This is a genomic window from Pseudoalteromonas sp. B62, assembly GCF_037162565.1.
GTDB classification, from domain to species: Bacteria; Pseudomonadota; Gammaproteobacteria; order Enterobacterales; family Alteromonadaceae; genus Pseudoalteromonas; species Pseudoalteromonas fuliginea.
In genome coordinates this window covers 1437637-1451025 of the sequence record NZ_JARLVB010000002.1, presented here as the reverse complement: position 1 = coordinate 1451025, position 13389 = coordinate 1437637, and the positions used below count along the sequence as shown (strand labels likewise).

Annotated in this window: 7 protein-coding genes and 2 pseudogenes; 6 read left to right on the top strand and 3 right to left on the bottom strand. The window is 40.6% G+C overall.

Annotated features, from left to right (window positions below; genetic code table 11):
* Positions 1–11 precede the first annotated feature (11 nt).
* Positions 12–1259, bottom strand: coding sequence for an imidazolonepropionase (gene hutI, locus P4S71_RS11070; RefSeq protein WP_096792357.1), 1248 nt, complete (start codon positions 1257–1259; stop codon positions 12–14).
* A gap of 118 nt (positions 1260–1377) precedes the next feature.
* On the opposite strand from hutI, the gene hutC reads away from it, so the two are divergent.
* The 3 genes and pseudogenes from hutC to hutH all read left to right on the top strand — a co-directional run bounded on the left by hutC (position 1378) and on the right by hutH (position 5362).
* Positions 1378–2085, top strand: a complete 708-nt coding sequence (gene hutC / locus P4S71_RS11065) for a histidine utilization repressor (RefSeq protein ID WP_007377257.1) — start codon at positions 1378–1380, stop codon at positions 2083–2085.
* A gap of 66 nt (positions 2086–2151) precedes the next feature.
* On the top strand, positions 2152–3825 hold the full coding sequence (hutU, locus tag P4S71_RS11060) for a urocanate hydratase (RefSeq protein WP_096792355.1): 1674 nt from the start codon (positions 2152–2154) through the stop codon (positions 3823–3825).
* Positions 3826–3827: 2 nt separating this feature from the next.
* Positions 3828–5362: pseudogene (gene hutH, locus P4S71_RS11055) on the top strand (histidine ammonia-lyase).
* On the opposite strand, the gene P4S71_RS11050 reads toward hutH, so the two are convergent.
* Complete coding sequence (locus P4S71_RS11050) at positions 5359–6129, bottom strand: NADP-binding protein (protein ID WP_337150662.1); 771 nt, start codon at positions 6127–6129, stop codon at positions 5359–5361. The pseudogene hutH and the gene P4S71_RS11050 overlap by 4 nt on opposite strands.
* A 563-nt stretch (positions 6130–6692) precedes the next feature.
* On the opposite strand from P4S71_RS11050, the pseudogene secA reads away from it, so the two are divergent.
* The 3 genes and pseudogenes from secA to P4S71_RS11035 all read left to right on the top strand — a co-directional run bounded on the left by secA (position 6693) and on the right by P4S71_RS11035 (position 10989).
* Positions 6693–9400 (top strand): annotated as a pseudogene (gene secA, locus P4S71_RS11045) (preprotein translocase subunit SecA).
* 67 nt (positions 9401–9467) lie between these two features.
* On the top strand, positions 9468–9866 hold the full coding sequence (gene mutT / locus P4S71_RS11040) for an 8-oxo-dGTP diphosphatase MutT (RefSeq protein WP_007582062.1): 399 nt from the start codon (positions 9468–9470) through the stop codon (positions 9864–9866).
* A 22-nt stretch (positions 9867–9888) separates the two neighbouring features.
* Complete coding sequence (locus tag P4S71_RS11035; protein WP_337150661.1) at positions 9889–10989, top strand: phosphotransferase enzyme family protein; 1101 nt, start codon at positions 9889–9891, stop codon at positions 10987–10989.
* Positions 10990–11025: 36 nt separating this feature from the next.
* Here P4S71_RS11035 and P4S71_RS11030 read toward each other — a convergent pair whose 3' ends face one another.
* Entirely contained in the window at positions 11026–13101 is a 2076-nt protein-coding gene (locus P4S71_RS11030) for a M13 family metallopeptidase (protein ID WP_337150660.1), read from the bottom strand.
* Positions 13102–13389: the final 288 nt, after the last annotated feature.

Genomic DNA, 13389 nt, shown 5'->3' with positions numbered 1-13389 from the left:
CGAAATTAATACTAACTAAGTTTACCCAAAATCCATAAGTTTAACAGTCTATTTACGCCAAATTGGTAACTTAATTGTGACGGATGATTTATTTGCCAATGCGCAATGTCAGCTCTTGCGCCAACCTTTAAAACACCACGCTCATCTAACCCTAGAGCCTTAGCTGCATTTCGAGTAACACCAACTAATGCTTGCTCAGGTGTTAATCTAAATAATGTGCACGCCATGTTCATCATCAAGTGCACTGAACATAGGGGAGATGTACCTGGGTTAAAATCACTCGCAATAGCTATCGGTACTTTATATTGATTAAGTAATTCAATAGGTGGGAATTTAGTTTCTCTTAAAAAATAAAATGCGCCTGGCAATAACACCGCTACCGTCCCAGCGTCTGCCATAGCTTTTACACCCTCTTCGTCAAGATGCTCTATATGATCCGCCGAAAGGCCATTAAACTGCGCCACCAGCTCAGCACCATGTTGATTAGATAACTGTTCAGCATGGCATTTTACTGGGAGGTTATGCTTTTTAGCTGCCTGGAAAACGCGTTTGGTTTGCGAATAATTAAAGCCTACATTTTCACAAAATACATCGACTGCATCAGCAAGATTATTAGCCACTACCTGATCAAGCATGTCAGTACATACCAAATCAATATATTCATCAGCACGGCCTTTGTATTCAGGCGGTAGAGCATGCGCCCCTAAAAAAGTAGTTTTAATATCAATAGGGTGATGTTCACCTAATAAACGAGCGACTTCTAATATTTTTATCTCGTTTTCAGTATCTAGTCCATAACCCGACTTTATTTCAACGGTGGTTACACCTTCTTTTGACAACGTATTTAAGCGATCTTTTGCATCAACAAATAGCTGTTCACGATCGGCTGCTCTTGTGGCTTTAACCGTACTTGCTATGCCACCGCCTTGTGCTGCGATTTGCTCATAACTTACACCCTGCAAGCGCTGTTCAAACTCTTGCGATCTTGAACCTGCAAATACTAAGTGCGTATGACAGTCTATTAGGCCCGGCGTTAACCATTGTCCTTTTACACTCAATGTCGGCGTTGCAAACACATCAAAACTAGGCAATATTGATTGCTCTCCAATCCACGCAATTTTACCATTTTTAATGGCTATAGCAGCATTTCTAATTGCGCCATAAGGGGCATTTATATTGCTATCCATAGTGGCAATATTGGCATCAGTTAAAAGTAAGTCGATTTCTTCTAACTCATAATTTTGTGTTGTACTTTGCATATTGCAGCCCTTTTCACACCGTGAATAATGAAAATATAGTCTAACAACCCATCTTGTATATACAAGATAATTGTGTCATCTTATTATATAGTTTATTTTTAATGTAACCATAAATTTAATGACGACACCTAAATTTGCGCAAATAAAACAATTCATTGTTGATAAAATTCGCAGCGGTACGTGGCAAGAAAACCAACGTGTTCCCTCTGAAAACGAACTAAGTAGTCAATTTAGTGTAAGCAGGATGACAGCCCGCAGAGCACTAAGCGAATTAACCGAGGCAGGTATTTTAACCCGCAGCCAAGGGTTAGGTACATTTGTAGCTACATTTAAATCGCAGTCATCGTTACTTGAAATAAAAAATATTGCTGATGAAGTAAAAGAGCGTAACGGCAACTACACCTGTAGCGTACTCATACTCGAATCAATAAATGCAGTCGCACCTATTGCCATTGCACTTGGTGTTGAGGTTGACAGTGTTGTATATCGAAGTGTACTTGTGCATAACGAAAACGACAGCCCTTTGCAGCTAGAAGAGCGTTTTGTAAATCCTGCCCTTGCGACTGGCTACTTACAACAAGACTTTAGCATGCTTACACCTCATGAATATCTATCTAGTGTTGCCCCACTTACCCAAGCAAGGCATACCGTAGAGGCTATTATGCCAAACAGCGAAATGTGCCAATGGTTAAACTTATATAACGAAGAGCCATGCTTACAAGTTATTCGACGCACATGGTCTATTAACGGCATTGTAAGCTTTGCGCGCCTTGTATCACCAGGCAGTAAATATCGCTTAGGTGGTCACTTAACATTTAAAAAATAACAAACAATAGCGCTTACTGCGCTTTTTTTATAACAAATCACCTTGTATATACAACAGGAGAAAAACATGAACAACCGACTCGACACAAGTCGCGTAATACGTGCACCTCATGGCGATAAAATAAGTGCTAAAAGCTGGCAAACTGAAGCAGCTAAGCGCATGCTAATGAATAATTTAGACCCTGAAGTAGCAGAACATCCTCATGCACTTGTTGTATATGGTGGTATTGGCCGAGCGGCTCGTGATTGGCCAAGTTATGACAAAATTATAGAAACCCTCGATAGACTCGAAAGCGACGAAACCCTGCTTGTACAATCAGGAAAACCCGTTGGTGTATTTAAAACCCACAGTAATGCCCCTCGCGTGCTTATTGCTAACTCAAATCTTGTTCCACACTGGGCAAATTGGGAGCACTTTAATGAGCTCGATAAAAAAGGCTTGATGATGTACGGGCAAATGACGGCGGGTTCTTGGATTTATATTGGCTCGCAAGGCATAGTACAAGGAACTTACGAGACCTTTGTAGCTATGGCAAAGCAACACTTTGCAGGTAGCGCTAGTGGTAAGTGGGTATTAACAGGTGGTCTTGGTGGTATGGGCGGTGCGCAACCACTTGCAGCTACAATGGCTGGCTTTAGTGCACTGGTTGTTGAATGTGATGAAAGCCGTATCGATTTTCGTATAAAAACAGGCTACGTTGATGTAAAAGCAACAAGTCTTGAACACGCACTGCAATTAATAACCGATGCATGTGTTAAAGGTAAAGCCCTCTCAGTGGGTTTACTAGGTAACGCTGCCGATATTTTTAGTACACTGGTTAAAACAGGCATTACCCCTGATGTAGTCACAGATCAAACATCTGCTCACGACCCATTGAATGGTTACTTACCACAAAACTGGACAATGGAGCACGCTGCAAAAATGCGTGAGCAAGATCCAAAAGCCGTAGTAAAAGCTGCTAAACAATCAATGGCAGTCCAAGTTAAAGCTATGCTGGCACTACAAAAAGCCGGTGCCGCCACTACTGATTACGGTAATAATATTCGTCAAATGGCGTTTGATGAGGGTGTTACCAACGCATTTGATTTTCCTGGATTTGTACCTGCCTATATTCGCCCTTTATTTTGTGAAGGTATTGGACCATTTAGATGGGTAGCATTATCGGGCGACCCTGAAGATATATATAAAACCGACGCTAAAGTAAAAGAGCTTATTCCTAATGATGCACATTTGCATAACTGGCTTGATATGGCGCGGGAACGCATACAATTCCAAGGTCTACCTGCACGTATTTGCTGGGTTGGGCTAAAAGATAGAGCACGCCTTGCATTGGCCTTTAATGAAATGGTTAGAAATGGCGAACTTAAAGCCCCTATAGTTATTGGTCGCGATCACCTCGACTCTGGCTCAGTTGCCAGCCCTAACCGCGAAACAGAGAGCATGAAAGATGGCTCAGATGCAGTGTCGGATTGGCCATTACTCAACGCACTGCTTAATACCGCAAGTGGCGCTACTTGGGTGTCACTTCATCATGGTGGCGGTGTAGGCATGGGATTTAGTCAGCACTCTGGTGTAGTTATTGTTGCCGATGGTACTGATGAAGCTAAAGAGCGTATTGCTCGCGTACTGTGGAATGACCCTGCAACAGGTGTAATGCGCCATGCTGATGCCGGATACGACATAGCAAAAAACTGCGCTAAAGAACAAAATTTAGACCTACCTATGTTAAACGAGGAATGATCATGTTCGAACTTACTCTCACACCCGGATCACTTGATTTAAACACACTAAGAAAAATTAATAATTCAGCGGTAAAGTTAAGCCTTGCAAAACATGCCGAGTCGCAAATAGCAGCAAGCGCGCAAACCGTTCAAAACGTTATTAATGAACACCGCACTGTATACGGAATTAACACCGGCTTTGGATTATTAGCCAATACCAAAATTGCCGACGACGAACTTGAATTATTACAGCGTTCCATTGTACTTTCACACGCTGCAGGTATTGGCGAATACATGGATGACAGTACAGTAAGGTTAATGATCATCTTAAAAGTAAATTCGCTTTCGCGCGGCTACTCGGGTATTCGCCTGCAAGTAATCCAATTTTTATGCAGCTGCTTAGTAGCGAAGTATATCCATGCGTGCCTAAAAAAGGATCCGTGGGGGCATCGGGAGATTTAGCCCCTCTTGCGCATATGTGCCTACCTTTATTAGCTGAAGGTCAAATGCGACATAAAGGAGAAATAATTAGCGCAGCACAAGGGTTAAAAATAGCGGGACTTGAACCCCTTACACTTGCAGCCAAAGAAGGCTTAGCATTATTAAATGGCACACAGGCGTCGACTGCGTTTGCACTACAAGGCCTATTTAGAAGCGAGAATTTATATGCACAAAGCTGCGTTATCGGCTCGATAAGTATAGAAGCTGCAATGGGCAGTCGCGCGCCATTTGATGCACGTATTCATGAAATTCGCGGTCAGCGCGGACAAATAGACACCGCTCAAGTATTTAGAGAGCTACTCGATACGCACTCTCAAATTAGTGATTCCCACGTCAATTGTGAAAAAGTACAAGATCCATACTGCCTTCGCTGCCAACCTCAAGTGCTAGGTGCTTGCCTAACTCAGATACGCCAAGCTGCAGAAGTGTTGCTATGCGAGTCGAACGGTGTAACCGACAATCCGCTAGTTTTTGCCGATGTAGGCGACATAATATCGGGAGGTAACTTTCATGCAGAGCCCGTTGCAATGGCCGCCGATAACTTAGCTATCGCAATTGCCGAAATTGGCGCATTAGCAGAAAGGCGAATTGCATTACTTATCGATTCAAACCTATCCAAATTACCGCCATTTTTAGTTGAAAACGGCGGTGTAAATTCAGGATTTATGATTGCCCAAGTTACCGCAGCAGCGCTTGCATCAGAAAACAAATCATTAGCGCATCCGGCTTCGGTCGATAGCTTGCCTACATCTGCAAATCAAGAAGATCATGTTTCTATGGCAACCTTTGCAGCAAGGCGCTTAGATGAAATGGCCAATAATACCCAAGGTGTTTTGGCAATAGAATGGTTAGCATCGGTTCAAGGGCTAGAATTTAGAAAGCCGCTTGAACCATCAGATAAAGTGCAAAGCGCTAAAGCGTTGTTACGCGAACATGTGAGTTATTATGATAAAGACCGCTACTTTGCTCCCGATATCGAAGCTGCTAATACATTACTAAGTGAAGGTAAGCTATGCGACTTCATAGAGAGCAGTCCCCTGCCTTCAGCATATTAAATACCGTGCTGATAGCTAAACCCTAAGGCTTCAATGGCTGAGCCTAACACTTTGCGCTCAGCCGAATAAGTTCCTGTAAACGTTGGCATTTCACCACCATGTTGCTGACACTTCATCGCGTAATATTCAGCTTTTGTGGGGTGCGCAGGATTAACCACATTATAAATATTTTGCCCTACTTGCCAGTGCTCTATCACCGCAAAAATAGCATTAATGACATCTTGTTGATGCACCATATTTACTACTTGCTCACTTGATGTATTGAGCTCTTTGCCTGCCACAAAACGCCCCGGCTCTCTATTAGGCCCAAGTAATCCAGCTAAACGCAGCACTTTGCCATCTTGCTCAAGTACTTGCTCTTCTGCCTCATAGAGCTTTATTTGGCGCTCGTTTGTGCATGAAATATCGCTACTTTCGCTATACACACCAGGCTCTTGATCGTATACCCCGGTTGATGAGCACAATAAAAAGCCCTTTGCGTTTAACTCCTTTGAAAGCTTAAGCGCTGCGGTGAGTATTTCAGGATAATTACTTTTACTGTGCCTGCTACGTGGTGGAATAGCACATACCCAATAAGCATCTTGTAAATCAATTTGATGTGTTAGTTGTCCATCTTCAAGTGCAAACTGACGCTCAAAATCAAACTCGTGTATATCTGTTCTATGCGTTCCTTGTACTTGCCAATCAGCTTTTTGCGCACTTACGCATAAAGCATGTCCTAACCAACCTGCACCTAATACTACCAATTTATTGCTTTTATTTTTCATTTTCACCTAAGCCTTTATTTTATAAGGAAAACAAGTGTAAAAACCTAACTTTAATTCAAATTAAAACTAGATATGATTATAACCACTCTACTAAATCAAAAGCGTATGTGCACTGATGTAAAAAATTATTTTACAAAAAAATCAATCATTTTTGAAGTATTGTTGTTGGTTAATTAAATAGATTAGGTGCAAAAATAGCGCGTTTAGAATTCATATCCATGCGTTAAATTTAAGCATGAATGCCCCCTTGTTTTTAATTTATTTAGCACCATATCTTTACAGTTCGCTACTATTTTTACTGTAATTGGGTAATACAAAGTTATTTTTACGAACCAGATCAAATTTTTCGATTTTATATACAGATCTTTTTATTGAGATAGTTTGTTGTTTGGCAGAGTCTGGTATAGTAGCGCACGTAATAAACAGTGCTTTTTAGCGGTTTAATACAAAATTGCTAATTAATATGTTCTAAGTGTTACTTGAAAGCATATATTAATTACCAATTATTAAAAATGGGTTAGCCGATAATCGGCTGACAAAGAATACATTGTAACGGTTTTATCATGATATCTAATTTATTTACCAAGCTTTTTGGTAGTCGCAATGACCGCACTATTAAAAACTTTAGAAAGACGGTCGCGCTAATTAATGCGCTAGAAACGCAACTTGAAGCGCTTTCTGATGAAGATTTAAAAGCTAAAACAGCCGAGTTTAGAGAACGTTACGATAACGGGCAAAGTCTAGACGATATTTTACCTGAAGCCTTTGGCGTGGTGCGTGAAGCGTCAAAACGCGTTAATGGCATGCGCCATTTTGACGTACAGCTATTAGGCGGCATGGTTTTACATGAAGGCCGCATCGCAGAAATGCGTACTGGTGAAGGTAAAACACTTACAGCGACTTTACCTGCTTATTTAAATGGTTTAACCGGTAAAGGCGTTCACGTAATTACCGTGAATGACTATCTTGCTAAGCGTGATGCCGAAACAAACCGTGCGTTGTTTGAATTTTTAGGCCTTACTGTAGGCTGTAACGTACCTGGTATGATGCCACAGCAGAAAAAGTTAGCGTACACTGCTGATATTACTTACGGTACAAATAACGAATTTGGTTTTGACTATCTTCGTGACAACATGGCTTTTAGCATTGATGAACGAGTTCAACGTCCATTATTCTATGCTGTAGTCGATGAAGTGGATTCAATCTTAATTGATGAAGCACGTACCCCCTTATTATTTCAGGCCCAGCTGAGGATAGCTCTGAGCTATACACTGAAATAAATACCATCGTGCCTTTACTTGAACTTCAAGAAAAAGAAGACGAAGAAGGTATTGAAGGCGACGGCGATTACACGATTGATGAAAAGTCTAAGCAAGTTCATTTAACAGAACGCGGTCAAATTAAAGTAGAAGAGCTACTTACTGAGCGCGGCTTAATTGAAGAAGGCGATTCGCTTTATTCAGCAGCAAGCATTACGCTACTAAGCCATGTTTATGCCGCCCTTCGTGCTCATAAGCTATACCAAAAAGATGTTGATTACGTTGTAAAAGAAAACGAAGTAATCATTATCGATGAGCATACGGGTCGTTCAATGGAAGGTCGACGTTGGTCAGAAGGTTTACACCAAGCTGTTGAAGCTAAAGAAGGTGTGAAAATTCAAAATGAAAACCAAACGCTTGCCTCTATTACGTTCCAAAACTACTTCCGTTTATACGAAACATTAGCAGGTATGACAGGTACTGCCGATACTGAAGCATTTGAATTTCAGTCAATCTACGGCCTTGATACCGTTGTTATGCCAACGAATAAGCCGATGGTTCGTGACGATCGCGCCGATTTAGTTTACCTAACGCAAGAAGAAAAGTACGAAGCTATTTTAATTGATATTAAAGATTGTCAAGAGCGCGGACAACCTGTGCTAGTTGGTACTATTTCAATTGAAAGCTCTGAGTATCTATCGCAGTTTTTACGCAAAGAAAAAATTAAGCACAACGTACTTAATGCTAAATTTCATGCGCAAGAAGCAGATATCGTTTCAGACGCTGGCCTACCAGGTACAGTAACAATTGCAACAAACATGGCCGGTCGTGGTACCGATATCGTGTTAGGTGGTAACTGGAACAGTGAAGTTGAAAAACTTGAAAACCCGACTGATGAACAAATAGCTGAAATTAAAGCCGCTTGGAAAATTCGCCATGATGCAGTAATTGATGCTGGTGGTTTACATATCATTGGTACTGAACGTCACGAATCTCGTCGTATAGATAACCAATTACGTGGTCGTTCTGGTCGCCAAGGTGATGCTGGTTCAAGCCGTTTTTACTTATCGATGGACGATGCGCTAATGCGTATATTTGCCGGTGAGCGTATGACTAACATGATGCGTAAATTAGGCATGCAACGCGGTGAAGCAATTGAACATCCATGGGTTAACCGTGCGATTGAAAATGCACAGCGTAAAGTAGAAGCACGTAACTTTGATGTACGTAAGCAACTACTTGAGTACGATGATGTAGCAAACGATCAACGTCGTGTTGTTTACTCTCAGCGTAACGAACTACTTGAAGAAGGCGATATTTCAGAAACTATTACTGCAATTCGTGGTGACGTACTTAGCAATACAATTGATCAGTACATTGCACCGCAAAGCCTTGCTGAAATGTGGGATATTCCTGGCCTTGAAGAGCGTTTAAAACAAGACTTCTTAATTGAGTTACCTATTACTCAGTGGTTAGCAGATGACAATAAGCTATACGAAGAAAAGCTTCGTGAGCGTATTGAGCAGGCGGTTGAGCAGTCATACAAGCAAAAAGAAGAGCAAGTTGGCGATTCTGTTTTACGTCAATTCGAAAAAGCGATTATGCTACAGAGCCTTGATCAGCATTGGAAAGATCACCTGGCTGCTATGGATCATTTACGCCAAGGTATTCATTTACGTGGTTACGCGCAAAAGAATCCTAAGCAAGAGTACAAGCGTGAATCGTTTGAGCTGTTCTCCGAAATGCTTGAAAACTTGAAAGTAGATGTTGTAAGCATTCTAAGTAAAGTACAAGTACGCGCAGAAGAAGATGTTGAAAAAGTAGAAGAGCAACACCGTAAAAGTGAAAATGCTCCTCGCGAATACCAACATGAAGAAGCTGAGCACGTAGGTGGCGAAGCGCCAGAAACAGCGACAGTAATGGCTCGTACAGAACCAAAAGTAGGTCGTAATGACCCTTGTCCTTGTAAATCAGGTCAAAAATTCAAACAGTGTTGCGGTAAATTAAAATAACCCAATATTGTCAGTAGCTTATTAAAAAGCGGCGCTAGCGTCGCTTTTTTTATGGAGTTTTAAAGTAATGACTATAGAAATTGTACATGTAGCTGTTGGTGTTATTAAGAAAAATAACGCTATATTCATTTGTAAACGTGCAGATGAACAACATCAAGGCGGTTTATGGGAATTTCCTGGTGGTAAAGTCGAAGCTGGAGAAAGTGTGTTTGTTGCACTTAAACGCGAGCTTATTGAAGAAGTTGGACTAACCATTCACAGCTCTAGCCAATTGATGGTGATTGAACATGACTACGGCGATAAATGCGTTAAATTAGATGTGCACGTAGTAAGTAACTTTAGCGGTGAGGCACATGGCGCTGAAGGGCAACCTAGCGAATGGGTAGCAATTAGTGAATTAGAAAATTATGATTTCCCTGAAGCGAATGCTGAAATTATCGAAAAAATAGTTGCCCGATACGCATAAAAAAAGGGCATAGGTGAGCACAATGAATATCTCAATACAAAATAAGCTAAGCGAACTGTTAACACTGCCCCCTGAGCTAACTCAAGTTAGTGCGATTGGTAGCGGTCATATAAATAGTACATGGCTACTTACAAGTATTGATAAACAATTTATTGTGCAAAAACTTAATACCGAGGTATTTAAAAACCCTGCTCAGTTAGTGAATAATGCAAAACTGATTGAGCAGCATTTAAATGCTAAACAACTGCAAAATAATTACCCTCTTGAAATAATCAAACATATAACTACACAAAACGACGAACACTTAATAAAAATTGATAATGCGTATTATCGCGTCCTTAACTATATTAGCGGTAGCTACAGCGAAGACGTTGTTAAAAATACCCAGCAGAGCGAGCAAGCGGCTTACGCCTTTGGCGTATTTGCTCATGCATTACAAGATTTTAATGCGCAACAGCTACACACTGTAATCCCTGATTTTCATAACTTAGCGATGCGCTTTGAGCAATTAAATACCGCAATCACAAATAACTCTGTAAATAGAGTAAAGCACTGCGCTGACGAAATAGAATATTGCTTAACGCAGCCGCATTTAATTACTGAGCTTAGTCAGGTAGCTAAGCAAATACCGCTTAGAGTGTGTCATAACGATACAAAAATAAATAATATGCTGTTTTGTAATACAACTCACAATGCAAAAGCAGTTATTGATTTAGACACCTGCATGGCAGGATTTTGGCTTTATGACTTTGGTGACATGGTACGTACATTTTGCTCCCCCGAAGCCGAGGATTCAACAAACTTACACAACGTTGTTATTCGAAAAGGTATATTTTCAGCCATTGTTAAAGGCTATGTAACGCCATTAAAAAGCAGCATGAGTATACTAGAGCAAGAAAGCTTATTATTAGGCGCTAAAATAATGCCGCTTATGTTGAGTGTGCGCTTTTTAACTGATTACTTAAATAACGATGTGTACTTTAAAGTATCTCATGCAGAGCATAATTTAGAGCGAGCACAAAACCAACTCGCGCTTTATAAAAACATACTGAGTAACGAAGAATGGATGCACGCGTGCTTAGTCGATGAACAAATTCAAGATACAAAAAAACCAGTAAGCTAAAAACTTACTGGTTTTTTGTTATTTATAGCAATGCAATTACCAGATTTTTACGCGATCTTCTGGTTTGATATACATTTTATCACCTTCTTTTACGTCAAACGCTTCGTAAAACTCAGGCATGTTCGACAAGATACCGATTACACGGTAGTGGCTTGGTGAATGAGGGTCTGTTAATAAACGATTACGTAACTCTTCATCGCGGTAGTTACGACGCCAGATTTGTGACCAACCCATAAAGAAACGTTGATCGCCTGTGTAACCATCTATCACGGGTGCTTTTTTATCACCTAAAGAGAGCATATACGCTTTATGCGCAACGGTTAACCCACCTAAGTCACCAATGTTTTCGCCAAGCGTTAGCTCACCATTAACACTTGCATCTTCAAATGGTTTATATTCGTTATACTGTGCAACTAAAGCCGCTGTACGCTCTTCAAATTGCTTAAGGTCAGTCTCACTCCACCAGTTACGTAAGTTACCGTCACCGTCGTATTTAGCACCTTGGTCGTCAAAACCATGACCAAGCTCATGCCCAATTACCGCGCCAATTGCGCCGTAGTTTACAGCATCATCCGCTTCTAAATTAAAGAATGGCGGTTGTAAAATAGCGGCTGGAAATACAATTTCATTGTTTACTGGGTTGTAATACGCATTGACTGTTTGCGGAGTCATGTGCCACTCAGAGCGATCAACTGGTTTACCCAATTTAGCAATCATATCTGCGTATGCCCATTCGCTATAACGGATGTAATTGCCTACTAGCTCGTCTGAGTTAATCTCTAGCTCTGAGTAATCTTTCCACGTGTCTGGGTAACCAATCTTAGGCGTAAATTTGTCTAATTTTTCTTTCGCTGCAAGCTTTGTTTCAGGGCTCATCCACTCAAGATTTTCAATAGCAACGCCATAACCTTTAATTACGTTATCAACTAATTCTTCCATTCGTGCTTTAGCTTCTGGCGGGAAGTTATCTTTAACGTATACCTTACCTAAAATTTCACCAAGTACACTGTTAGATGCATCAACCGCTTGCTTCCAAAGAGGTGCTTGTTCTTTTACGCCACGAAGTGTTGTGCTGTAAAAGTCAAAGTTAAGGTTAACTAAATCTTCGCTAAGTAGCTCTGCATAACCACTTACAAAATGAAATTTTAAGTAGTTTTTCCACGTTGCTAAATCAGTGTCTTTGTAAATAGTAGCAAGTGCTTCTAAATAGCTTGGTTGACGTACAATAATATCACTTGTACTCACGCCCGCATCTTTAAAGAATGCAGCTAAATCTAGGTCACCCATCAACTTACTAGCATCTGCTACTGTCATCTTGTTATAAGATTTAGTTGCATCACGGCTTTGCACACGGCTCCACTGAGCATCAGCTAGTGTTTTTTCAAATGCAAGTACGCTCTTAGCAGCTTCTGCTGCATTTTTAACGCCTGACTTAGCTAAAACATCAGTGATGTATTGCTCGTAAGAAGCGCGAATTTTAGTGAATTTTTCGTCATCTTTTAAGTAATAGTCACGATCTGGTAAACCAAGACCCGACTGAGATAAATACAATGCATACTCGCTTGAGTTTTTAGCATCGTTATTTACAAACCAACCAAACGGTAAAGTACCGCCTTGTTTTTGAATTTTAGCCATTAAACCCACTAAATCAGCTTTAGATTTAACGCTATCAATTGTATCTAATGAAGGTTGTAATGGCGTAATACCTAGCTCATTACGCGCAGATTGATTCATGTAGCTTTTATAAAATGCGCCAATTTTATACTCATCGCTGCCTTTTTTAGCGGCCTTATTCGCGGCTGCGTTTTCAAGGGCAATTTTCATCGCTTTTTGTGACTCATCATATAGCTGCGAAAAAGAACCGTAGTTAGACTTATCACCTGGTATTTCAGTTTTTGCTAACCACTGTCCATTTACATGATAATAAAAATCGTCTTGTGCGCGTACTGAACTATCCATATTCGCTAGTTCAATACCAAGCTCTAGTGGCTTTTCAGCGGGTGCTGTTACTACAGGAGTATCGGTTACTTTAGTTTCTTGTTGTTTTTCACCACAACCTACTAGACCAAGTGCAAGCGCTATGCTCGCAGCGGCCATTGTTACTTTATTCATAATGATTCCGTTTGTTAGTTAGAATTAAATCATACCAATCTGCTTATGTATGGGGTCTATTTAACGTTAAGAAAATTACGCTAGAACTAGGCAAAAGTTTTTGTATCTAGTTGTTCTAAATAAAAAATTTTTAACGACGTTATAGTGCAATTTAATTCGTTAAATTGATCAAAGGTTTATGCAGGTTGGTATCACATACCAACTCCATTAAATTCTTGAATATAGCAGGAGTAAAAATAGCACTGCCTGTACGCTTTTACTTAATGGAATGGGTATCAAGGGAGCTTT